Source organism: Rhodococcus sp. 06-235-1A, from assembly GCF_002258785.1.
GTDB lineage: Bacteria > Actinomycetota > Actinomycetes > Mycobacteriales > Mycobacteriaceae > Rhodococcoides.
In genome coordinates this window covers 354,114-377,055 of record NZ_NOYI01000008.1, presented here as the reverse complement: position 1 = coordinate 377,055, position 22,942 = coordinate 354,114, and the positions used below count along the sequence as shown (strand labels likewise).

Sequence of the window (22,942 nt, the reverse complement as noted above, 5' to 3'; positions counted from 1 at the left end):
AGCGCCGTCAGCGCACGTCGAGGCCGTCCGTACTCGCGACCGACACCGCAGGCCCATCGGAGGCGACGAAGACCTCGATGCGGACATCCTCGTCCAGGTAGCGGCTGAGCAATGCCAATCCTGGTGTTGCGGCGATGATCTCGTGTACTCGATCCCCCGAGATCGGATAGTCGTCCACGTCGTGACGCCAGTGCGCTGCCACCAGAGTGCCGCCGATCTCCAGATGATCGACGACGCGGTTCATGGCCGACGCCAGATCGGCGGCATCGAGGTAGTACCCCACCTCGCTGACGACGATCAGATCGAAGGGCTCCTTCGCATCGGGCAGGGCCGACCAGTCGTCCGTCAGAGACCACAGCGCGAATTCCACTGCAGCCGAATCCTGTACGCGGGCCCGCGCCGAGTCGAGGGCGCTCTGCACCACGTCGGTCGAGACCACGTGCTCGCACCGGACGGCCAACTGTTCGGTGAGTACGCCGATCGAACAACCGGGCTCCAATGCCCGCCGGTACTGCGCCTTGGGTAGCGACGCCATGGTCAGCGCATATTTGCGCCGCTCGTACCACTTGCTGTCGAGCATGAACGGATCGTCCTTCGCCGCGTAGACGTCACGAAAGTACTCGGCGCTCAGGCTCGTTGGAGAATTGGGGCTCGTTCGAGAACCCTGGCTCACGCGAACACCACCTCGAACGGGCGCCGGTAGCGGGCCAGGATGTGCGGCGGCAGCACGGCTCGGTCCGCAGGGTGATCGGACAGGGGCCGGATCTGAGAGTCGAACTGCTCGATGGATGCTCGTTTGGCTTCGAGGACGTGCGCCGGGAGATCGACACGGCGGCACCGCGTCCACGGCACGGCCGGATGCTCCGGAGTTGCCCAGTGCCACATCCAGATCGGATACTCCACCACCGGTATCCCCACCGCGTTCGCCGCGGTGAGACACGCTCTCGCGGTGGCTTCGTGATCGGGATGGCCGTCCCCGCGCCACGGCGTCAGGCACCAGGTGCCCGGGGTGGCGTCGAGCAGCGGCATCAACGCATCGGCCACCGCACCCTCGTGCTGCTCGACGGCACCGTCGGTGATCTGCAGACGCGTCGGTGAGTGGTCGATTCCCAGCTCGGCCAACGCACGTTCGGACTCGACGGGGCGTCGCGCACGCAGGTCCTCCGCCGTCACCGTCGGGGATCCGGGATGTGAGCCGTCGCCGTCGGTCACCGCGACCACCCGCACGTCGACGCCTGCCGCGGCCGCCAACGACAACAGACCACCGACACCGAGTATCTCGTCGTCGGGATGTGGGGCGACGACGACCATGGTGACGACGTCGTTCCATTGCAGCCCGGGGACGGACCAGTCGGCCGTCATCCAGTTCGATTCGGTGGTGCCGACATCCACTTCGGCATCGAAGGCATTCTCTACCATGGGTTTTCCTCCTCGGCGACATCGTGACCGAGTGCTTCGAGGTCGCGCTCGGCGTGACTCTGCCGCAGGTAGACGGTGAGATCGGCGACGCGTCGGGCATGCTCGGCATCACCGCACAGGGGTCCGGCACCGAGAGCGCGGCCCACGCGGTCGATGCACTCCGTTGCTGCATTCTCGACCACTGCCCGCACGATCCGAGCCCGCGTGCGCGCGTGACCGGAACGGTCGAACGGATCGGCGTCCACTTCCGCCGCAGCGGTGGTCAGGGCGCTCGACGCGGCACCGAGCGCCGCTGCGATCGCACCGAGATGGGCCGCGCGATGCGGGTCCGGCCTGTCCCGAACAGCAGCGTGCAGCGTGTCTGCGACCGCACACGCGCTGCCGAACCAGGCCGCCGACACCCCGATTGCGCCGTGCCAGAAGCCCGGTCGGGTCAGGTAGTCGGTCGGTCCGCCGACGGCGACGGCGGGAACGCTGTCGAACTCGACCGAACCGGAATCGCTCTCACTCATTCCGACGGCGTGCCACGAGTTCGGTACCGGGGTGACGCCTGGATGCGTCAGGTCGACGGCGAACAACCGAGGACCGCCGTCGACACGCGCGGTGACCAAGGCGTGTGTGCACAGCGATGCACCCGAGCACCACGGCTTGGTCCCGGTCAGAACCCAGCCCGAATCCTGTTGTAGCGCTTCGAGGATCGGTGCCGGGGGTTCCGCGGCCCACACGCCCCAGATCTGACCACGCCGAGGCGTCGGGCCGTCGAGTTCGTGCAGGATCGCGATCGCATCGGTGTGCGCCTCCGACCATCTGCCGAGCACGGTGTTGTGCCGACTGAGGGCGGCGAGCGACTGCCATCGCAGGTCTGTGTAACCCGACCCTGGCAGGGCCAGATCGAGACGGCCGTCCGCCTCGAACGCCAGGAAGGCGGCGCGCAACCCGGTGTGCTGTCTCGGTCGGTCGATCGTTTCGTGGATACCGGTGTCGATCATGCAGAAGGCTCCAGAGATCGTAGGAATCCGGCCATACCGTCGGGCGCTCTGCCTCGCAGGCGACCCGACGTCGTGACCGAGAGGTCGCACACCCGTCGGCATGTGACGCCGCCGAGCTCGAGGCGTCGGACCAGGTCGTGGTCCTCGCCGGTGGCCAGCGGCGCGAATCCGCCGACGGCGATGTAGTCCGCAGCTCGGACGCCCAGATTGGCACCGTGCACGTGTGGATGGCCGAGTTGGTGTCGGTAGTGCGCGTCGTACGTCGAGCGCAGCCGAAGATCTTCCTCGACGCGACCCTCGAAGTCGACGATCACTGTTCCTGCCACCGCCCGGGCACCGTCGGCGGCGTGCCGGAGATGGCCGACCAGCCAGTCCTCGCCCACCCGGGTGTCGGCATCGGTGGTCGCGAACCAGGTGGTGTCGGCGCGTTCGAGGCCGTGGTTCGAGAATCCGGCTGCTCGCGCCGCTCCGACGTTGCGGTGCGCGACTGCCACGGTCGACACCGATGGGTGACGAGCGGCGATCGAGGCGGAGTCGTCGGTGCAGGCATCGAGCACGACGATCGTCTCCACGGTCACCGGGGCCACCTCGACGACGCGACGCTCGGCCCGTGACAGCGCCGTCAGGCAGGCGTCGAGCAGATCCTGTTCGTTGTGCGCCGGTACGACGACGACGATGTGACCGACGGGGGTACGGCTGGGGATACTGGAAGAATCTTCGAAGACCACGGTCCACCCTTTTCAGACACCGGACTGGAGGACAGTCCGCGAACGGGAAACCGCCGGTGTCTGGACGGATGAGGTTCCTTCTCTAGTACCCGTTCCCGGCCTGTCGACACATGCGCTCTGGCCAGCAGAGACAATGTCGGGGTTGGGTTGGCGCAAGGTACTCGTACTCGAGGTTTTTTTCGGCCGTTTCGGAAATATCCGATTAGCAAATGTCCGAGCGGTATGTGTTAATGGGCTTTGCCCGCGCTCAGCACTGTCGATGGGCATCGCGACGCAGCACGAAGGATGGTCGGATTACATGGCATCACCGGTTCGCACACGCAGATTCGCCCGTCTCGGCGCAATCCTTGCAGGTACAGCCCTTGCTGCGTCCGCCGCATTCGGTTCAGCACAGGCCGCCCCGCTGTGGCCGGGCGGGCCCGACATCTCCATTCCCGGGTTGCCGGGTCTCTCGGATCCGGCCGCTCCTGCCCCTGCGCAGCCTCTCGTTCCGCAGCTCGCGCCCGCGAACTTCGCCGATCCGAGCATCAGCCCGTCCGGCGGCGAGGTCGTCGGAGTCGCGCAGCCCATCGCCATCCGCTTCGACGAGGCCGTCGGCGATCGCGATGCTGCACTCCGGGCTATCCGCGTCACCACCGAACCGTCCGTGCCAGGGCACTTCTACTGGATCAACGACAGTCAGGTCCGGTGGCTGCCCAACGAGTTCTACCCGGCACACACCAAGGTGACCGTAGAAGCGGGCGGCGCCAAGGCCGACTTCTCGACCGGCGACTCGATCATCACCACGGCAGACGACAACACCAAGCAGATCACCGTCACCCGCAACGGTGAGGTCGTCAAGACCATGCCCACCTCGATGGGCAAGGTCGGCCACGAAACCCCGAACGGCACCTACATCGTCGGCGAGCGATTCCGCGACATGTACATGGACTCGTCCACTTACGGCGTCCCGGTGGACTCCGAGGAGGGCTACCGCACGTACGTCGAGTACGCCACGCGCATCTCCTACAGCGGCATCTTCGTGCACGCAGCCCCGTGGTCGGAATCCCAGCAGGGGTACTCCAACGCCTCGCACGGCTGCCTCAACGTCAGCACCGAAGACGGCAAGTGGTTCTTCGAGAACGCTCAGAAGGGTGATCCCGTCATCGTCGTCAACACCGACGGCGGCACCCTGAGCGGATCCGACGGCCTGGGAGACTGGAACCGTTAGAGCGGCTTCGCCGCATGTGCTCGGAACTTCGTAGCCCACTACGAAGTTCTGCTCACATAGGTTGGTCTGCGCGACGGTGAGCGTTGGGGCTGAGTTCACCATTCGTTAGCCGAGGCTGAGCACAGTCCTCGCGGTGAGTGCAACAACCGAACGAGTGCTGCCCACGGCACGCGAGAAGCGTTTCTTCTCGCGGCCGTGGACCGACTACGCACTGTTCCTGATTCTCGTGGGCCCCAACCTGGCCCTACTGGCGGTGTTCACGTACCGGCCGTTGGTGGAGAACTTCCAGTTCTCCTTCTTCGACTGGAACCTGTCGTCGCCCACGTCCACGTTCGTCGGCTTCGACAACTACCGCGAATGGGCGTCCCGCGAGGACACCTGGCAGATCGTCGGCAACACCGTCGTGTTCACGGTCGCGGCCGTCGTCGGGTCGCTGGTGCTGGGCCTGGTGCTCGCGCTGCTGCTCGATCGAAAGCTGAGGGGCCGCAACTTCGTTCGCTCTGCCGTGTTCGCCCCGTACGTCATCTCCGGCGCAGCGATCGGCATCGCGTTCCAGTTCGTCTTCGACCCCAACTTCGGCCTGGTGCAGGACCTGATGCGACGCCTCGGCCTCGGCTCGGTCCCGGATTTCTATCAGGACCCCAAGTGGGCGATGGTCATGATCACCGTGACGTACCTGTGGAAGAACCTGGGCTACACCTTCGTCATCTACCTTGCGGCTCTGCAGGGCGTGCGAAAGGAACTGATGGAAGCGGCCGAGATCGATCAGGCGAGCCGCTGGACCACGTTCCGCAAAGTGCTTTTACCGCAGCTTCGTCCGACGACGTTCTTCCTGTCGATCACGGTGCTGCTCAACTCGCTCCAGGTCTTCGACATCATCAATGTCATGACGCGCGGCGGTCCACTGGCCACCGGAACCACCACGATGGTCTACCAGGTCTACGAGGAGACGTTCCGCAACTTCCGGGCCGGCTACGGTGCGACCGTCGCGACGATCCTGTTCCTCGTGTTGTTGATCGTCACTCTCGTGCAGGTACGAATCATGGATCGGGACGATCAGCGATGACCTTGGTGAGCAAGCCCGATGCCGCAGTGCCGGAGAAGGTTTCGCGCAGTCGTGACCCACAGCGCACGCGCCGAAGCGCGAACATCCTCGGTTACGCGGCCATGGTTGCTGTCCTGTTGATGATCGGGCTGCCACTGTTCTGGATCCTGATCACCTCGTTCAAGGACCGCCCGGACATCTACGTTCAGCCGGTCACATGGTGGCCCAGCGTCTTTCATCCGCAGAACTACGACGAGGCGACGACGGAGGTGCCGTTCTTCACCTACCTACGCAACTCCATCATCATCACCACGGCCGTGTCGTCCATCAAGTTCGTCCTCGGGGTACTCAGCGCCTACGGTCTGGTGTTCCTGCGGTTCCCGGGCAAGAACATCGTCTTTCTCGTCATCATCGCCGCGCTGATGGTGCCCAATCAGATCACCGTCATCTCGAACTACTCGCTCATCTCCGAGTTGGGTTGGCGGAACTCGTTCCAGGGCATCATCATTCCGCTGGCCGGCGTAGCCTTCGGTACCTTCCTGATGCGCAATCACTTCCTGTCGTTGCCGCCGGAGATCATCGAAGCCGCTCGTATGGACGGAGCCGGGCCGGTGCGGCTGATGTTCCGGGTGATCCTGCCGCTGTCGGGTCCGACGATGGTGGCCTTTGCCATCATCACGATCGTCACCGAATGGAACGAATACCTCTGGCCGTTCCTGATGTCGGACGACTCGTCGGTCGCGCCGCTCCCGGTCGGCTTGACACTGCTGCAGAACAGCGAGGGCTACACCAACTGGGGAGCGGTCATGGCTGCAACCGTGCTGACCATCCTGCCGATTCTTCTCGTCTTCCTCGTCCTGCAGCGCCACATGATCAAGGGCCTCACCTCCGGTGCGGTCAAGGGCTGATTCACCTCACTATCAGGAGTCGAACACCATGGCACACATCATCAATCGGCGTGGCTTCCTCACGCTCACGGGTGCGGCTGCGGCCGCCGCAGCTCTGGCCGCATGCAGCGGTCCCGGATCGGGCTCGTCCGGCGGTGGCGGCGTCGAAGGCGATGCGAACACGATCAACTTCTGGTCGAACCACCCGGGCAAGTCCCAGGAGTTCGAGAAGGAACTGATCTCGCGCTTCCAGGCCGAGAATCCCGGTCTGACGGTCAATCTCATCGACGGTGGCAAGAACTACGAGGAGGTGTCGCAGAAGTTCAATGCGGCGCTGTCCGGCAACGATGTACCCGACGTGGTCGTGCTTTCGGACGTCTGGTGGTTCAACTACGCACTCACCGGTGCGATCGAGCCGCTCGACAAGCACTTCTCGGCAGCAGGCGTCGATCAGTCCGACTACGTGGATTCGCTTCTCGCCGACTACAACTGGAACGGTAGCCACTGGGCGTTGCCGTATGCACGTTCGACGCCGCTGTTCTACTACAACAAGGCCGTCTGGTCGGCAGCCGGTCTGCCCGATCGTGGACCGGCCACCTGGCAGGAGTTCGACGAGTGGGGCCCGCGCATTCAGGCCGTCGTCGGAAACGGCAAGCTCGCCCACGGCTGGGGTAACGCCGTCGACTACCTCGGATGGACGTTCGAGGGCCCGATCTGGACGTTCGGCGGATCGTACTCGGATCAGTTCGAGCTGAAGTTCGACGACCCCAATACCATTGCGGCAGGCAAGTTCCTGCAGGAGATGATCCACACCAAGAAGTACGCGGCGGTCTCCAACGACATCGCCAACGACTTCGCCGCGGGAATACTCGCGTCCACCATCGCCTCCACCGGCGACCTGTCGACCATCACCAAGGGGGCCGCGTTCGAGTTCGGCACGGCCTTCCTGCCGGCCACGGACGGTGCGCCAGGTTGCCCCACCGGTGGTGCAGGCCTGGCCATCCCGGCGAAGATCTCGGACGAACGAAAGGTGAATGCACTCAAGTTCATCGACTTCGTCACCAACGGTGCCAACACTGCCTACTTCTCGCAGAACACCGGCTACATGCCGGTCCGCAAGTCGGCGCAGCAGGACCCGTCGGAGATCGCCTTCCTCGAGGCCAACCCCAACGCGAAGACGGCCGTGGATCAGCTGGCGCGTACCCGCTCACAGGACGCCGCTCGTGTGTTCGTTCCCGGTGGCGACAAGATCATCGGTAGCGGACTGGAGCAGATCGCTCTGCAGAATGCCGATGTGGCAACGACATTCGCCTCGATCTCGGATCAGCTGCAGCAGATCATCGACCGCCAGATCACCCCGAAGCTGCCGAAGTAATGGCCGCCGTTCACTACGCCGGTGTCTCGCACCGGTATCCGGGAGCCGATTCACTCGCAGTCGACACACTCGAACTCGACATCGCGGACGGTGAATTCATCGTCCTGGTCGGGCCTTCGGGCTGCGGTAAGTCGACGAGTCTGCGGATGCTCGCCGGTCTCGAGTCCGTCGAAAGCGGGCACATCGACATCGGCGGAGTGGACGTCACCTCGTTGGCCCCGCGGGCAAGGGACGTCGCGATGGTGTTCCAGAACTACGCGCTGTATCCCAACATGACCGTCGGCGACAACATGGGTTTCGCGCTGCGCAATGCTGGAATGAGCAAGGCGGACACCGCAGCACGGGTGCTCGACGCGGCGAAGATGCTCGAGCTCGAACCGCTGCTGAACCGTAAGCCCGGCAAGCTCTCCGGCGGACAGCGACAGCGAGTGGCCATGGGACGCGCCATCGTGCGTCAACCCAAGGTGTTCTGCATGGACGAGCCGCTGTCCAACCTCGACGCCAAGCTACGGGTGTCGACCAGAGCCCAGATCGCCGGTCTACAGCGACGACTGGGCACCACCACGGTCTATGTCACCCACGATCAGGTCGAGGCCATGACCATGGGTGATCGCGTCGCAGTGTTGCTCGACGGCAAATTGCAGCAGATCGCCGCGCCGCGGGAGCTGTACGACAATCCTGTCAACACGTTCGTCGCGGGATTCATCGGGTCGCCCGGCATGAATCTCGTCGACGCTCCTGTGCACGACGGCGCTGCCGTACTCGGCGAACTACGCATCCCGGTCCCGTCGTCAGCACGCGAGCGCGTCGTGGTCGGAATTCGCCCGGAATCGTGGGACCTGGTGGGCGACAGTACCGGCCTGCAACTGACCGTCGAGCTGATCGAGGAACTGGGTGCGGAGTCGTTCGTCTACGCATCCGCACCGAGCACCGACGGCGGGTGGACGACGACCACCGGACGTATCTCGGTTCGCGTCGACCGCAAGCTGTCCATCGCACTGGCCGAAACCATCCGACTCGTGCCCAAGCTGGACGAGCTGTTCTTCTTCGACTCCGCTACCGGTCTGCGGTTGTCGTAGCAGGTTCACCGAGATCGATGGGGAGCGTGGCCCATCCGTGGAGGACGCGGGTGTTGCGCCGGGTTCCCTCGCCTGCCGAGCGCAGGTGGGGGAACCTGTCGAACAGCGCTTTCAGGCCCACCTCCGATTCGGCCTTGGCCAGTGCTGCGCCGAGGCAGTAGTGGCGGCCGCCCGAGAACGACAGGTGCTTGCTTGCGTTGGCGCGGGTGACGTCGAATCTGTTCGGATCCTCGAACACCAGCGGGTCGCGGTTGGCGCCGGCGAGCACGAGGATCACCAGTGATCCCTCCCTGATCGGCACGCCCTCCACCACCACGTCGTGCTTGGCGGCTCGCGCGGTCAGCTGCACCGGAGATTCCATCCGCAGCATCTCGTCGATGGCAGTGGGCCAGTGCGACGGATCCTGCTGCAGCACGGCGAGTTGATCGGGGTGATCGAGCAGCAACCGGATTCCGCTACCGAGCAGATTGACGGTCGTCTCGAATCCTGCTGCCAGCACCAATCCTGCAGTGGCCCTGAGCTCTTCGTCGTTGAGGCCGATGCCCTCGTCCTTCGCGGCGATCAGCTGGCTCATCAGATCGTCACCGGGAGTGCGGCGCAGCTCGGCGATGTGCTGGGAGAGCCAGGCGTCGAACCCGATCAGCCCACGCTCGACCTGCTTGAACTGGTCCCAGGACAAGCCGATGTCGAGGCTCGGTGCGGCCATCTCACCGAACTCGAGAACCCGCTGGTTGTCCTCCACCGGAACACCGAGGATCCGCCCGATCACCGCGACCGGCAGGCGCGCGCAGTAGCGATCGACGATGTCGACAACCGGAGAACCGTCGGACAGCTCGTCGAGTAGCGCGTCGGCGGTTTCCTGCACCTGATCGCGCATCTGCGCCACGGCCCGAGCGGTGAACACAGAGGACACCAGCTTGCGGTACCGCGTGTGATCGGGCGGTTCGACCGAGAGAAGAGACGGCGGCAGAATCGGATGCAGGGCACCGGATCTGGTGTGCCGTTCGACCCACTGCAGCGGCGCGGGCAAGGTGCCGCCGAGCCTAGTGACTCTGAAGTCGTCGGAACGGAGCAGGTCGAAGGCCACGCGATGGTGCACGGTGATGTTCGAGATGCGGGTCTTCACCAGCGGTGCCGTGACGCGCAGTTTTTCGTAGACCGGCGTCGGATTCGCCCGCGTCGCGGGATCGGCCACGAGCATGGCCTGTGGATCACCCGCTGCCGCTGCCCGTCTGGCCGCGAACCGAATGACCCCGTGCGCTGCAAGCCATCGTACGAATTCCCTCATCCGAACATCCTCCCCTTGTCCTACCCCGTGCGTTACCAGATCTTGACGCGATTGCCCGGTTCCAAGTACAACGCATCTCCGGGCTGTACGTCGAAGGCTTCGTGAAAACTGTCCAGATTGCGCACGACGCCGTTGCAGCGGAACTCCGGCGGCGAGTGCGGATCGACGGCGAGACGACGGATCGCCTCGGCATCGCGTGCCTTGGTGCGCCACACCTGCGACCACCCGAAGAACACACGCTGCAGCCCGGTCAGGCCGTCGAGCACCGGTGCATCCTTGCCTTCGAGCGAGATCTCGTAGGCTGCGACCGCGATGGAGAGCCCGCCGAGGTCGCCGATGTTCTCGCCGATGGTGAACTCGCCGTTGACCTTGTGGCCGGGCAGTGCCTTGGGCTCGAACTCGTTGTACTGCTCGATCAACGCCGTGGTGCGCTTGCCGAATTCGGTGCGGTCGCTGTCGGTCCACCAGTCGACCATGTTGCCGTCGCCGTCGTACTTGGCGCCCTGGTCGTCGAATCCGTGGCCGATCTCGTGGCCGATGACGGCTCCGATACCGCCGTAGTTGGCCGCGTCGTCGGCCTCGGGGTCGAAGAACGGTGGCTGCAGAATCGCTGCGGGAAAGACGATTTCGTTCATGCCCGGGTTGTAGTACGCGTTGACGGTCTGTGGCGTCATGAACCACTCGTCGCGGTCGACCGGACCGCCGAGCTTGTCGAGGTCGCGTTGGTAGTCCGCGGTGTAGCCGCGGCGGTAGTTACCGAGCAGATCGTCTGCGCTGATCTCGACGCTGGAGTAGTCGCGCCAGCGATCGGGGTAGCCGATCTTGGGGGTGAACTTGCCCAGCTTGTCCAGTGCCTTCTCGCGCGTCTCCGGGCTCATCCATTCGAGCTCGGAGATGTTGCGGCGGTACGCCTCGGTGAGGTTCTCCACCAGCACCTGCATCCGCGCCTTGGAGTCGGCCGGGAAGTGCCGTTCGACGTACAGCTTGCCGACGGCCTCGCCGAGCACGTCCTGCACCACGGAGACTCCGCGCTTCCACCGCTCCCGGTTCTCCTCGGTTCCGGTCAGCGTCGCTCCGTAGAACGCGAAGTTCTCGTCGACGATCGCGCTCGTCAGGAACGGTGCGCGCGAATGTACGACGCGCCAGGCGAGCCACGCCTTCCATGTCTCGATGTCCTCGGAGACCCACAGCGAGACGAACGTGCCGAGGAACGGCGGCTGTCGCACGACGATCTCGGCGAACTGCTCGGTGGTGGCTCCGAGCCCGGAAATCCATGCAGCCCAATTGAATCCGGGTTCGTTCTGCACGAGGGTGTCGAACTGGACGAGGTTGTAGCTCTTCTCGGCGTCACGCCTGGCGACGACGTCCCAGTGGCCGGCTGCGATCTTCTGCTCGAGGTCGAACACCGCCTGCGCGTCGTAGTCGATCCCGCTGAGCGCGAACATCTTCGAGATGTGTTCGACGTAGCTCGCACGGATTTCGGCGTACTCGTCCTGGCGGTAGTACGACTCGTCGGGCAGGCCGATGCCGGATTGGCTGAAGTGCACGAGGTAGCGATCGGACTGCTTGGCGTCGGTGTCGACGTACTGGCCGATTCCACCGCCGACGCCGGTGCGTTGCAGTGAGCCGAGAATGCCTGCGAGCGTGACCGGATCGGCTGCGTCGGCGATGGCGGTGAGCTCGTCGGCGATGGGGGTGACGCCGAGCTGCTCGGCACGGTCGGCATCCATGAAGCTCGAGAACAGGTCGCCGATCTTCTGTGCGTCGCTGCCCACGGGGGGATTCGCGGCGGCGGACTCCTCGATGATGGTCTGGACGTCCACCTCGGCGCGGTCGTACAACGTCCGGAAGGCTCCGTCGACTGCGCGGTCTGCCGGGATGTCGTAATTCTCGAGCCATTTGCCGTTGACATGCACGAAGAGGTCGTCCTGCGCCCGTGTGTTCTCGTCCTGGTAGCTGAGATCGATGCCCGAGTTCACTACTGAAGTCATGCGTCCATCTTTACACTCTTGCGCCTCATTGAACGGGTGTTTAGGGTCTTGTACATGCGTACAGCAACCGAGGATCTCACGACCAGGGCGCGAATCCGGGATACCGCGATCGACGTGTTCGGCGCACACGGTTTCACCGCAGGGTTGCGGTCGATCGCCACGGCGGCAGGTGTCTCACCCGGGCTCGTCAACCACCATTTCGGGTCCAAGGAGGGGTTGCGCACGGCCTGCGACGAGCATGTTCTGCGGGTGATCCGGGAATCGAAGACTGCGTCGGCGGGCCCGGCCGGGATGATGGAGCAGCTCGCTCGCATCGACGAATACGCGCCGCTGGTTGCGTACATCGTCCGGAGCTTCTCGGCAGGCGGCGCACTGGCGCGAGAATTGTTCGAGCACATGGTCGACGACGCCGTCCGGTACATCGACGACGGTGTCCGCGACGGCCGGTTCACGCCCAGTCGAGACCCGGCGGCCCGCGCCCGATTTCTGACGCGACAGAACGTCGGCGGACTGCTGCTCTACGTGCAGATGGCCGGCCCCGACGTCGATTTCCGCGAGGCCCTGAACGCTCTCGGCGACGAGGTCATGCTCCCTGCACTCGAGCTCTACACCGATGGATTGCTCACCGACTCGCAGGCTTTGGACACCTATCTGGAGGCGAAGAAATGACCGATGCAATCTCCGTGGCCGGGCTGGTGAAGACATTCGGTTCGGTCCGGGCGCTCGACGGACTGAACCTGCGTGCCGAAACCGGCGAGGTGCACGGCTTCCTCGGCCCCAACGGTGCAGGAAAGTCCACGACGATCCGTGTCCTGCTCGGTCTGGTCCGCGCAACATCGGGCGACGTCCGGCTACTGGGCAGTGACCCCTGGACCGACACCGTGGCACTGCATCGACGCCTGGCGTACGTCCCAGGCGATGTGACGCTGTGGCCGTCGCTGACCGGCGGGGAAGTGATCGATCTGCTCGGACGGATGCGTGGCGGCATCGACACCGCCCGCCGCGCCGAACTGATCGAGCGGTTCTCCCTCGACCCCGGCAAGCGCGCCCGCACGTACTCCAAGGGCAATCGCCAGAAGGTGGCGCTGATCTCGGCTCTGGCGTCGAACGTGGAGTTGCTCATCCTCGACGAACCCACATCGGGCCTCGACCCACTGATGGAACAGCACTTCGCCGACTGCGTGAAAGATGCTGCCCGACGCGGAACCACGGTGCTGCTGTCGTCACACATCCTGTCCGAGGTGGATGCGCTGTGCAGCTCGGTGACCATCGTCAAGGACGGTCGAACAGTGGACACCGGCACGCTGGCGTCGATGCGGCACCTCACCCGCACTACGGTGACCGCCACCGTCGATCGAGTGCCGGGCGATCTCGCAACCGTCGACGGGGTCACCGCGGTCGATGTGGATTCATCGGGTCGCTCCGCAGGCTCCACTCCTGGCGGCTCATCGGGTCGTTCCGCAGGCTCCACTCCTGGCGGCTCATCGGGTCGTTCCGCAGGCTCCACTCCTGGCAGAACTACCGTCACCTGCACGGTGGAGAACGAGGCCCTCGCTGCGGTGATGCACATCCTGGCCGATGCGGGAGTGCAGAGCTTGGTCAGCTCCGCTCCGACTCTCGAGGAGCTGTTCATGAGGTACTACGCATGAGCAGCCTGAGCGGGACGGGGGCATTGTTGCGGTTGTATCTGCGCCGCGATCGCCTGGTAGCGCCGATATGGGTCGTTCTGCTCGGAGCGCTCCCGCTGCTGTACGCGGTCAGCTTCGAGGGGCTGTATCCGACGGCGGCAGACCGGCAAGCGTTCTATCTCGGCACCGAGGCAGTGCCGGCCCAAGCGGCGCTCGTCGGACCCATCTACGGCAGCGACCTCGGTGCCCTGGTGGCGTGGCGCGCCGGACTGATGCTCACCCTCGTTCCGTTGGCGGCGATCCTCACCGTCGTTCGGCACACCCGCGGTGAGGAGGATGCAGGGCGCACCGAGCTGATCGGGTCGACTGCAGTGGGCAGATATGCAGGGCTGACAGCGGCCGTGCTGCTTGCGGGCGGCGGCGTCGTGGCGACGGGAATGTTGTCGTTCATCTCGCTGTGGGCATTCGGTCTGCCGGTGACCGGGAGTCTCGCGTTCGGTGCCTCGATCGTCGTCGTCGGTGCGGCGTTCGTCGGCTGCGCGGCGCTGGCGGCGCAGGTAGCGTCCGGGGCTCGCGTGGCTCGCGGCTACGCCCTCGGCGTGTTGGCCGGAGCGTTCGTTCTCAGAGCTGTCGGCGACATCGGCTCGGGAACCCTGTCGTGGTTCTCACCGATCGGGTGGTCGGCGCAGGTGCGGCCGTTCGCCGAGGAGAGGTGGTGGCCGCTGCTGCTGTCGCTGGCGGCCGCAGCCGCGTTCTGTGCCGCGGCATTCGTGGCAGCCAGTCGACGCGATCTCGGCAGTGGGCTGCGGGCCGAGCGCCGCGGCCGGGTGGCTGCCGTCCCGTCACTGTCCGGTCCCGTCGCCCTCGCCTGGCGACTCTCTCGCGGAACCATCGTCGTCTGGACCGTCGGGCTCGCCCTGTTCGGCATCGTCATCGGATCGTCCACGGACGGGATCGGTGACCAACTCGGCAGCAGCACTGCCATCAGCGACGCGCTCGGAAAATTCGGCGGCACCACACTCGAACAATCGTTCGTTGCCGCGGTGCTGAGCATCGTCGGCATCATGGTGGCGGCCTACTCGGTGTCGGCCCTGCTGCGGCTCCACAGTGAGGAAGAGGCGGGCCTGGCCGAGATCGTGCTGGCCACCGGTACCTCGCGCCTTCGGTGGCTGGCAGGGCATCTTCTCCTCGCCGTTCTCGGCCCGGCGTGGCTGCTGCTGGTCGTCGGTCTCACCGTCGGGCTGACGTACGGGTCGGCCACCGGCGATATCTCAGGCGAACTGCCGTCCGTTCTCGGCGGCGCACTGGGTCAGCTTCCGGCCGTCTGGGTGGTCACGGCCATCGGCGTGGCGTTGTTCGGTGCGGTCCCTCGATTCGCGACTCTCCTGTGGGCCGTCCTGGGCGGCTTCGTCGCGCTCGGGCAGATCGGGTCGGTGATCGGCTTGCCGCAACCGTGGCTCGATCTCTCGCCCTTCACTCACGTGCCGCGATTGCCGGGAGCGGCCGTCTCGCTCGAGCCCTTCGGATGGCTCCTCGTTGTCGCCGTCGTCGTCGGCGCCGTGGGGTCGGGAGCATTCCGCCGAAGTGACATCCGAGGGTGACGACGGTCGAATAGCATCGAGGGTGGCCGATATGTCCGGCCCGGCCCGGCTGTGAAGCGTCCGGTCCGGTGGATTCAGGGCCGGAACGCGCATGGAGGTTACGTGCAGTCGACATTCCTGCGCACGTGGTGGAACCAGCCGCACAGCTACGAGTCGGTGGTCAGCTACCTCGATCTGCACGGTGCGCTCACACCGTATCGACTCGCCGCATCACTGAGCACGTTCTCCTACGGACTCGGTGCAGCCGCCCTGTTGCTGCTCACCGATTCTCCGCCGACCTCTGCGATCAGTAGGTCGATCTTCGTCGTCGCGATCGTGTCGACGCTCGTGGTCGGTGTCGCCTGGCTGAAGGCTCCGTGGCCGTCGAAGCGCGTGTCCCTGATGTTCGCCGGGTACTCGGACATCGGAGTGACGCTGGTTCTGTTGTCCTACGGATCGCCTCAGTCTGTTTTCTTGGCCCTCGCGATGCTCGCCGCCAACAGCGTGTACGTCCAGCTCTTCCACAGTCCGAGAGTCATGGCGTTGCATCTGTTGTGGGCCGGAACGGCCGTGGCGCTGTTCTTCGTGCTGATCCTGCTGTCACCCGACACGGATCACGGCTTGGCCGTCGCGCAACTCGTGGTGCTGATACCCATCACGTTCATGGGCCCGACCTTCTTCCAGTACCTGCTGCTCAAACTGCAGGTCCAGGCGCAGGCGGCCAACTTCGACCCACTCACCCAGGTGCGCAATCGTCGAGGCCTCGACGAAGCACTACCCGTCTACTTCCTCGGTGCAGGCAACGTTGCCGTGATGGTCGTGGACGTGGACAGGTTCAAGTCGATCAACGACCGATTCGGCCATCACCAGGGCGACGCGGCCCTGCAGCTCGTCGCGCGGCGGTTGACGAAGGACGGTGTACTGGTCGCGAGGGTGGGCGGTGAGGAGTTCGCGGTGGTGACCAAGCTGGCCGAGAACGAGGCCAGAGCGTTGGCCGAAGAATTTCGAAACACCGCGCACTCGGCGGGGGACTCCGCGCCGCTGACGGTGAGCATAGGCGTAGCGCACTGCATGTACCCGAGTGCCGAAGGCTCCGGTATCGGTGCCGATGTCGTCACACTCACCACGCGACTGTTACGGCGAGCAGACGCTGCGATGTACGAAGCCAAGCAGCAGGGCGGCAATCAGGTGGTCGTGGCGGACCTGTCGACCCGAGGTGACGTGACTGGCTGAGGCACCGAGTTGCCAGTGCCTCGGCCACGCCTCAGTTCGGTGTCGAGTCGTCGTACTGATTCTCGACGTTCTGCCGGAAATCGTCGGCACATTGCTGTCGCGCTGCAGTATCGCTGCCTGCGTTGCTGATGCAGTCGGTGAAGTCCTGTCCACCGACTGCGTTGAACAAACCGATGCCGACGACGACGAGAACGACCGACAAAGCTGCGGCCACGAAGCCCAGGATGATCGCGACGAGGGATACGGTGCCGTTGGTGGCGACACGCTTTTTGTATCTGGACCGTCCGACGAAGCCGAGAACGATGGCGATCAGGCCGAGAAGAATTCCGCCGACGATGGTCCAGGAGAACAACACACCCAGAATGGCGAGAACCAGAGCCACTGTTCCGATCGTGTTCTTCGGGGCTGTCGGCTGGTCCTGGTACCCGCTCTGTTGCGGATACCCGCCCTGCTGGGGGTACTCGCCGGGTGATGGATAGTTTCCGGGAGGGGGATAGTCACCCGGAGGCGGATTCTGATTCGACACGCTGAGTACCTCCGAAATCGGCGATCGTGAACGCTGGGAGTCTATGTGGGTGTCTCCTGCGCGCACAGGACCCGCGAGTTCCCGTGATCAACTTGTCATCGAACGGGTATGTCAGCCGCCGAGTCGCGAGTGCATCTCCCAGATCAGTACCTCGGCCGGCTCGGTAGCGGTAATGCATTGTCCGCCAGTCGAACTCATGCGTACGGCATCGCCCTCGTACAGTTCACCCACGCCCTCCATCGAGACGGTGCCGCGGGCGACGAAAACATGGATGAACGGTGCGTCGGGCACCGTCACCGAGTTCCCTGGCAACAACCTGGCCGCATGCAGCGCCGCCGACTTCTGCGAAATCCCGATCGCGGCCTGACCACGGTGCTTGTCCATTCCCGACGCCACGGTGACCAGCCCGCCGCGCAGCAACTCGTCGCCGATTTCGAGTTGTTCGTATCCGGGCGTGGTGCCGGGACTGTCCGGCAACACCCACATCTGCACGAAGCGAACGGGTTCGGTGTGCCGATTGCCGTCGATGTTCCAGGAGTCGTTCTTCTCCGAGTGCATGATGCCCTTGCCCGCGCTCATCCGTTGCGCGAGTCCGGGATAGATGATTCCGGAATGGCCGATGGAATCCTGATGCACCAGCGAACCCTGCACCACCCACGTGACGATTTCCATGTCGCGATGCGGGTGCGTCTCGAAACCCTGACCGGCAGTGACGATGTCGTCGTTGTTGACCAACAGCAGTCCATGATGGGTGTTGTCGGGGTCGTAGTGCTGGCCGAAGGAGAACGAATGTTTCGAGTCCAGCCAAGACACACGGGTTTTCGATCGATCGCCTGCGCGGTGTACGTCGATGTGGGCGGTCAGTGGAGCGGACATGTGACCACTCTACGAGCATGTCGGTGCACCGGCGTACGACCTGCATAACGTTCGGGTGTCTTTGCTGCCGGTGTGTGAGCGTCGCCGTGAGTGGGTAGGTTTCGCTGCGTACGGTCACAAGCTCCGCAAACTCCGAAGAAGGCGGCGAGAGATTCTCATGGTCGGTTCCAGCTCGAGTGCGGCACGCATGGTCGAAGCACAGCTCGAGGGCGCTCTTGCGGCGTGGTTGCCAGGTCAACGGTGGTTCGGCGCAAAGGGTTCGACCGTCGATTCGGTGCGGATCGTCGCCCGTGACGTGCTCCGAGACGAGCCACACTTCGCGGCCGAGCATCTGCTGGTGGAGGTTCGGTTGACGCAGGACGGCTCGGCCGTGACGCAGACCTACCAGGTGCCTCTCGGGTTTCGCACCGAGCTGACCGACGAGCTCCGGCCGTGGGCGCTTCCGGTCACGGGTGAGGTGGCCGTGTTCGACGGTTTGCGCGACCCCGAGATCATCGGCCTGTACGGCGACGCATTCGGTTCCGGAAACACAACGGACAACATCGAATTCAAGATCGTCGACGGTTCGAGTGTGCCGAGCGGTCTGCTCGGTCGGGTTCTGGGTGCCGAACAGTCCAACACCTCGGTGATCCTCGGTGATCTGCTGTTGCTCAAGCTGTTTCGTCAGGTCCCGCCGGGAGTCAGCCCCGATGTGGAACTGCATCGTGCGTTGGCGGAGGCAGACAGTGCCAACGTCGCACCGTTGCGAGGCTGGCTGGAAGCCGAAGTCGACGGTGAACCGACCACGCTGGGCATGATTCAGGACTTCGCCGCGAACTCCACCGAGGGATGGACCGCAGCACTGGCCAGTGTTCGCGAGGTGTTCGACTCCCCGGACACGCCGATCGAAGAACTGCCGGGCGATTTCGCCCAGGATGCGCATCGAATCGGAGCAGCCGTTGCACAGGTGCACCACGACCTCGCGTCGGTGCTGGGCACCGTGGAACGCTCGGTGGAATCGACGGCCGTCGAGGAGATTCTCGCTCGTATCTCGGGGGTGGCTCGGGTGGTGCCGGAGATCGCCCGGTACATCCCGGCGGCGACCGCTCTGATCTCGCGGGCGGAGGCGTCGAACAGCACCACCGTGCAGCGCATCCACGGCGATCTCCATCTGGGGCAGGTGTTGGGTACTCCCGAGCGCTGGCTGCTCATCGACTTCGAGGGTGAGCCGGCCAAGACACTGGCCGAGCGCAAACAGATGGACAGTGCCTTGCGCGACGTCGCGGGAATGCTGCGCTCGTTCGACTACGCCGCCAATCACCTGCTGGTGGACCGGCCGGAGGACCCCGCGATGCGGGAGCGAGCCGAGCGATGGGCCGCGCGGAGCATCGCCGCGTTCTTCGACGGATACGCCTCGGTTGCCGGCCACGATCCGCGCGACGAGGCCGATCTGCTGCGTGCGTACGAACTCGACAAGGCCGTGTACGAGGTTCTCTACGAGGCGCGCAACCGGCCGACCTGGTTGTCGTTGCCGATGCGGGCCGTGGAGCGCTTGGTGAGCTGATCGGTGAGCTGGGGGTGCACGTCGACCGGACTGTCTACGACAAGTACCGTATTGCCTGACACGGGAGGCAGGACATGAACGGTATTTTGGCAATTTTCGGCATCGCGGTGGTCGTCATCACCATCGTCGTCGTGGTGGTACTCGTTGCGGTGTTGTTCGTCGCGTCGATCAAGCCCAACAGTCTCAACATCGATCTGGACCGCAAGAAGCGCGCTCGGGAAGAAAGTTCCTCCAAAGCCTGAGACTTCCGTCACGTCCGAGACCGATGTGCGCGTGTTCGGAGTTGTATCGAAGCGAAGCGCCGATCGACGCTTCCGGTTCTACAACTGGAGACCTCGTGAGCACCTCGCTGAAAGCCTCGGCCACGCCCGGGCCATCGGGCTGCGCGCCCCGGATGAAGTCGAGGGTGCTCGGGGAGTCCGTCCTAGCCCAATTCACCCGGTTCGTGGTCGTCGGGGTATCGAGCAACGGTGTGTACGCCCTGTTGTTCGTCGCCCTCGCCTCCCTTGGGCCGTTCACCGCGAATCTCGCAGGCGTCGGTGCCAGCACGGTTCTGGCCAACGAATTACACCGCCGTCACACCTTCCATGCAGCCGACCGAGTCGGCTGGTTCCAAACGCAGTGGGAAGCCGGTGGGCTCGCCCTGATCGGGCTGGGTCTGAGTACCGCTGCGCTCGCAGCAGTGCACGTCCTCGTCCCGGCTGCACCGGCATACGTTCAGGTGCTGGCCGTCATCGCCGTCAGCGGGCTCGTCGGGGCAGCCCGGTTCCTCGCCCTCCGTGGATGGGTCTTCCGAGCACCGAACTTCTCCGGCCTCGAACCAGCCAAGCAATGACCTGTGACGTCGCACCACTGGGTGTCCGCGTCGGTTGCTACCTCTAACAGAATCTCGGCGAGGCTCCACACCCGTCGCACTGTTGGCTCTAGGCTCGTGAGCTGACGTCGATGCGAGGAGACAAGCCAATGGCACGGGATCTGACACAGCTCGAGCTTCTGCAGGAGCTGGTACCCACTGCCGAGGACAACGTGAACCGTCACATCACGATGGCACGCGAATGGCATCCCCACGACTACGTGCCGTGGGACGAGGGCCGCAACTTCGCCGCCCTCGGCGGCACGGACTACGACCCCGAGCAGTCCAAGCTCTCCGACGTCGCCCAAGCCGCGATGATCACCAACCTGCTCACCGAGGACAACCTGCCCTCCTACCACCGCGAGATCGCCGAGAACTTCTCCCGCGACGGTGCCTGGGGAACCTGGGTCGGCCGCTGGACCGCCGAAGAGAACCGCCACGGCATCGTCATGCGCGACTACCTCGTCGTCACCCGCGGCGTCGACCCCGTCGCCCTCGAAGAAGCCCGCATGATCCACATGACCAACGGCTACGCCTCCCCCGCCGGATCGCAGGTCGGACTGCTGCACTCGGTCGCGTACGTCACCTTCCAGGAACTCGCCACCCGCGTCTCGCACCGCAACACCGGCAAGGTCTGCGACGACCCGATCGCCGACCGGATGCTCCAGCGCATCGCCGCCGACGAGAACCTGCACATGATCTTCTACCGCAACATCACCGGCGCGGCGATGGACATCTCCCCCGACCAGACACTGCAAGCCGTCTCGGACATCGTGACCAACTTCGTCATGCCCGGTGCCGGGATGCCGAACTTCCGCCGCAACGGTGTACTCATGGCCAAGCACGGCATCTACGACCTACGTCAGCACCTCGAGGACGTCGTCTGGCCGGTACTGCGCAAGTGGAACGTCTTCGAACGCAACGACTTCACCGCCCGCGGAGAGAACAAGCGCGAAGAACTCGCCGCGTTCCTCGAAGACCTCGAACGCCAAGCCACCAAGTTCGAGGAAATGCGAGACCGCTCCCTCGCCCGCGAACGCGCCAAGGCCGAAGCACGCGCGTCCTAGTCACTGCGGCGAAGCCGCATACTTGGGTGTGAACGAATTCTGGGACCGCATCTCCGCGGTGAGCCCTGATCCACCGGTATGGATCGTCCAAGTTGCGGCTCTGGTTGCACTCGTCATCGTCGTGTTACCGCAGACGTGGCGGATCGCGCGCAACGTGGTCACCATTGCGCACGAAGGCGCGCACCTGTTCCTCGCACTGATCACCGGCCGACAGCTGATGGGATTGCGCCTGCACTCGGATACCTCGGGTGTCGCGATCTCCAAGGGCAAGCCGACCGGACTCGGGGTCATCGCAATGACCTTCGCGGGTTACGTCGGGCCGTCGCTACTCGGCCTCGGTGCCGCGTTCGTGCTGGGGACTCAGCATGCCGTCGCAGTGCTGTGGATCGGCGTCATCTCGATTGCGTTGATGCTGTTGATGATTCGCAACATCTACGGCTTACTGTCACTAGTCGTGGTGGGTGCCGCACTGTTCGTCGTGTCCTGGTGGGGCACCGGGGAGCAGCAGGTCGCGGCGGCGTACTTCATCACGTTCTTTCTGCTGATCGCCGGTCCGCGTCCGGTGCTCGAATTGCAGCGGTCCCGCAGCGCCGGACGGGCACGGGACTCCGACGCCGATCAACTCGCCCGACTGACCTTCCTGCCCGGCATCGTCTGGGTCGGGCTGTTCCTGCTCGTCACCGTCGGCTCATTGGCATTGGGCGCGTGGCGAATTCTGATGCCGGTGCAGTGATGTCGGTCGACCGGAGATTCGGTGCAGAAACCCTCGTTCAGTGAGGGATTCTGCACCGAATCTGCGCGAGGACAGCCTCGGGTCGCTCCACCAAATCGGCCCAGGTGTATCGCAACACCGTCCACTCGCTACTGAGCTCGTTCTGGCGGTGCCGATCGTTCTGGAACGCAGCTGCGTCGCTGTGGAATGCCCACCCGTCGATCTCGATGGCCAGGCGGGCGTCGGGGAACGCGACGTCGATCACGAAACGGCCGTATCGGAAGTTCGCACACCAGCCGGTGATGCCTGCATCCGTCAGTAGCCGGACAAGAATCCGCTCGGCCTCGGACCGCGCGCCACCTTCGGCCGCCCGCAGCAACCGACCAGCGGCCGCCGAGCCACGTCGGCCGGAATTGCGAGCATGCGCGGCTCGAAGTGCGCCGACAGTCGTGTGACGCCCGAGTGCCCGATCCATGACACCGATGCCACCCGTCGTGCTTACCGCGGCCTCCAGAACTGTCAGCGCGACTGCCGTCACGCGGACACCTTTGCGGACGATCACATCGGCGAACGCCAGATCCCGCCGGCGTACACAGGTTCCGGAAAGCGCGTGGGACCGTCCGCGGCGGGGAGTGGTGATCTCCAGGATGTCAGGAAGCCGTGGTTCGAGGTCCAGCCAGAAGGCCGCGGTCATACCCGAGGCAGTGGCTCCGGCTCCGGAGCCCCACACCGCGCACCGCACGCGAGCGCGGTCACCGAACTCACGATCGCAGACGAAGTAGACGTTCGGGGCCTTGCGTTCCCACAGCCCGGAACGGACGCGCCGCTCCACCTGCTGCCGTGACAGACCGCACGCCATCGCTTGGGGGCCGGTGATCACTCCGTCTTGGACGCTGAGCACATCGTTGAGCAT

The 22,942-nt window shown here is 64.7% G+C and carries 23 protein-coding genes; 14 read left to right on the top strand and 9 right to left on the bottom strand.

The genetic code is table 11. The annotated features are described in order from the left end of the window. Window positions 1-7: 7 nt before the first annotated feature. The 4 genes from CH275_RS06655 to CH275_RS06640 are packed head-to-tail and all read right to left on the bottom strand — an operon-like array spanning window position 8 to window position 3,136. Window positions 8-673: an SAM-dependent methyltransferase gene (locus CH275_RS06655; RefSeq protein WP_094676339.1), complete on the bottom strand. Its 666-nt coding sequence runs from the start codon at window positions 671-673 to the stop codon at window positions 8-10. Next, window positions 670-1,419 carry a PIG-L deacetylase family protein gene (locus CH275_RS06650; RefSeq protein WP_094676337.1) on the bottom strand — a complete coding sequence of 250 codons (750 nt, stop codon included), beginning with the start codon at window positions 1,417-1,419 and terminating at the stop codon, window positions 670-672. The genes CH275_RS06655 and CH275_RS06650 overlap by 4 nt, the downstream gene beginning before the upstream one ends. Then, complete coding sequence (locus tag CH275_RS06645) at window positions 1,413-2,408, bottom strand: acyl-CoA dehydrogenase family protein (RefSeq protein WP_094676335.1); 996 nt, start codon at window positions 2,406-2,408, stop codon at window positions 1,413-1,415. The genes CH275_RS06650 and CH275_RS06645 overlap by 7 nt, the downstream gene beginning before the upstream one ends. Further along, window positions 2,405-3,136 (bottom strand): glycosyltransferase, encoded by a 732-nt coding sequence (locus CH275_RS06640; RefSeq protein ID WP_256990884.1) that lies wholly within the window; start codon window positions 3,134-3,136, stop codon window positions 2,405-2,407. The genes CH275_RS06645 and CH275_RS06640 overlap by 4 nt, the downstream gene beginning before the upstream one ends. 298 nt (window positions 3,137-3,434) lie before the next feature. Between CH275_RS06640 and CH275_RS06635 the strand changes: the two genes are divergently transcribed. The 5 genes from CH275_RS06635 to CH275_RS06615 all read left to right on the top strand — a co-directional run bounded on the left by CH275_RS06635 (window position 3,435) and on the right by CH275_RS06615 (window position 8,732). After that, complete coding sequence (locus CH275_RS06635) at window positions 3,435-4,346, top strand: L,D-transpeptidase (RefSeq protein ID WP_094676443.1); 912 nt, start codon at window positions 3,435-3,437, stop codon at window positions 4,344-4,346. Window positions 4,347-4,479: 133 nt separating this feature from the next. Continuing rightward, window positions 4,480-5,412, top strand: coding sequence for a carbohydrate ABC transporter permease (locus tag CH275_RS06630; RefSeq protein WP_179276014.1), 933 nt, complete (start codon window positions 4,480-4,482; stop codon window positions 5,410-5,412). Continuing rightward, window positions 5,409-6,299 carry a carbohydrate ABC transporter permease gene (locus tag CH275_RS06625; RefSeq protein WP_094676333.1) on the top strand — a complete coding sequence of 297 codons (891 nt, stop codon included), beginning with the start codon at window positions 5,409-5,411 and terminating at the stop codon, window positions 6,297-6,299. The genes CH275_RS06630 and CH275_RS06625 overlap by 4 nt, the downstream gene beginning before the upstream one ends. A gap of 28 nt (window positions 6,300-6,327) precedes the next feature. Continuing rightward, window positions 6,328-7,653: an ABC transporter substrate-binding protein gene (locus CH275_RS06620; RefSeq protein ID WP_094676331.1), complete on the top strand. Its 1,326-nt coding sequence runs from the start codon at window positions 6,328-6,330 to the stop codon at window positions 7,651-7,653. Further along, window positions 7,653-8,732: an ABC transporter ATP-binding protein gene (locus tag CH275_RS06615; RefSeq protein ID WP_094676329.1), complete on the top strand. Its 1,080-nt coding sequence runs from the start codon at window positions 7,653-7,655 to the stop codon at window positions 8,730-8,732. The genes CH275_RS06620 and CH275_RS06615 overlap by 1 nt, the downstream gene beginning before the upstream one ends. On the opposite strand, the gene CH275_RS06610 is transcribed toward CH275_RS06615, so the two are convergent. Together CH275_RS06610 and CH275_RS06605 are read right to left on the bottom strand one after the other, a co-directional pair. After that, the gene (locus CH275_RS06610) at window positions 8,710-10,020 is read right to left on the bottom strand and encodes a cytochrome P450 (RefSeq protein WP_094676327.1); all 1,311 of its coding nucleotides are present in this window, start codon (window positions 10,018-10,020) and stop codon (window positions 8,710-8,712) included. The genes CH275_RS06615 and CH275_RS06610 overlap by 23 nt on opposite strands. A gap of 32 nt (window positions 10,021-10,052) precedes the next feature. Continuing rightward, window positions 10,053-12,011: a M13 family metallopeptidase gene (locus CH275_RS06605; protein ID WP_094676325.1), complete on the bottom strand. Its 1,959-nt coding sequence runs from the start codon at window positions 12,009-12,011 to the stop codon at window positions 10,053-10,055. Between the two features lie 54 nt (window positions 12,012-12,065). Between CH275_RS06605 and CH275_RS06600 the strand changes: the two genes are divergently transcribed. From CH275_RS06600 to CH275_RS06585, 4 genes are all read left to right on the top strand, one after another. Continuing rightward, complete coding sequence (locus CH275_RS06600; RefSeq protein ID WP_094676323.1) at window positions 12,066-12,680, top strand: TetR/AcrR family transcriptional regulator; 615 nt, start codon at window positions 12,066-12,068, stop codon at window positions 12,678-12,680. Next, window positions 12,677-13,660, top strand: a complete 984-nt coding sequence (locus CH275_RS06595) for an ABC transporter ATP-binding protein (protein ID WP_094676321.1) — start codon at window positions 12,677-12,679, stop codon at window positions 13,658-13,660. Before CH275_RS06600 ends, CH275_RS06595 begins: the two co-directional genes overlap by 4 nt. Next, a complete protein-coding gene (locus CH275_RS06590; protein WP_256990883.1) occupies window positions 13,657-15,240 on the top strand; it encodes an ABC transporter permease in 1,584 nt (527 codons plus the stop codon). Before CH275_RS06595 ends, CH275_RS06590 begins: the two co-directional genes overlap by 4 nt. Before the next feature lie 102 nt (window positions 15,241-15,342). Beyond that, on the top strand, window positions 15,343-16,452 hold the full coding sequence (locus CH275_RS06585; protein ID WP_094676437.1) for a GGDEF domain-containing protein: 1,110 nt from the start codon (window positions 15,343-15,345) through the stop codon (window positions 16,450-16,452). Window positions 16,453-16,483: 31 nt separating this feature from the next. On the opposite strand, the gene CH275_RS06580 is transcribed toward CH275_RS06585, so the two are convergent. Together CH275_RS06580 and CH275_RS06575 are read right to left on the bottom strand one after the other, a co-directional pair. Continuing rightward, entirely contained in the window at window positions 16,484-16,978 is a 495-nt protein-coding gene (locus CH275_RS06580; RefSeq protein WP_256990882.1) for a DUF4190 domain-containing protein, read from the bottom strand. 111 nt (window positions 16,979-17,089) lie between these two features. Next, window positions 17,090-17,854: a pirin family protein gene (locus CH275_RS06575; RefSeq protein ID WP_094676319.1), complete on the bottom strand. Its 765-nt coding sequence runs from the start codon at window positions 17,852-17,854 to the stop codon at window positions 17,090-17,092. 157 nt (window positions 17,855-18,011) lie between these two features. Between CH275_RS06575 and CH275_RS06570 the strand changes: the two genes are divergently transcribed. The 5 genes from CH275_RS06570 to CH275_RS06555 all read left to right on the top strand — a co-directional run bounded on the left by CH275_RS06570 (window position 18,012) and on the right by CH275_RS06555 (window position 22,050). Next, window positions 18,012-19,397, top strand: a complete 1,386-nt coding sequence (locus CH275_RS06570) for a maltokinase N-terminal cap-like domain-containing protein (protein ID WP_094676317.1) — start codon at window positions 18,012-18,014, stop codon at window positions 19,395-19,397. Window positions 19,398-19,471: 74 nt separating this feature from the next. Then, window positions 19,472-19,639 (top strand): hypothetical protein, encoded by a 168-nt coding sequence (locus tag CH275_RS29395; protein ID WP_179276013.1) that lies wholly within the window; start codon window positions 19,472-19,474, stop codon window positions 19,637-19,639. 152 nt (window positions 19,640-19,791) lie between these two features. Continuing rightward, complete coding sequence (locus CH275_RS06565; RefSeq protein WP_094676315.1) at window positions 19,792-20,232, top strand: GtrA family protein; 441 nt, start codon at window positions 19,792-19,794, stop codon at window positions 20,230-20,232. Window positions 20,233-20,360: 128 nt separating this feature from the next. Beyond that, the gene (locus CH275_RS06560) at window positions 20,361-21,317 is read left to right on the top strand and encodes an acyl-ACP desaturase (protein ID WP_094676313.1); all 957 of its coding nucleotides are present in this window, start codon (window positions 20,361-20,363) and stop codon (window positions 21,315-21,317) included. Between the two features lie 28 nt (window positions 21,318-21,345). Continuing rightward, window positions 21,346-22,050 (top strand): M50 family metallopeptidase, encoded by a 705-nt coding sequence (locus tag CH275_RS06555; RefSeq protein WP_094676311.1) that lies wholly within the window; start codon window positions 21,346-21,348, stop codon window positions 22,048-22,050. A 37-nt stretch (window positions 22,051-22,087) separates the two neighbouring features. Here the strand turns inward: CH275_RS06555 and CH275_RS06550 are convergent, their stop codons facing one another. Then, window positions 22,088-22,942, bottom strand: coding sequence for a type IV toxin-antitoxin system AbiEi family antitoxin domain-containing protein (locus tag CH275_RS06550; RefSeq protein ID WP_094676309.1), 855 nt, complete (start codon window positions 22,940-22,942; stop codon window positions 22,088-22,090).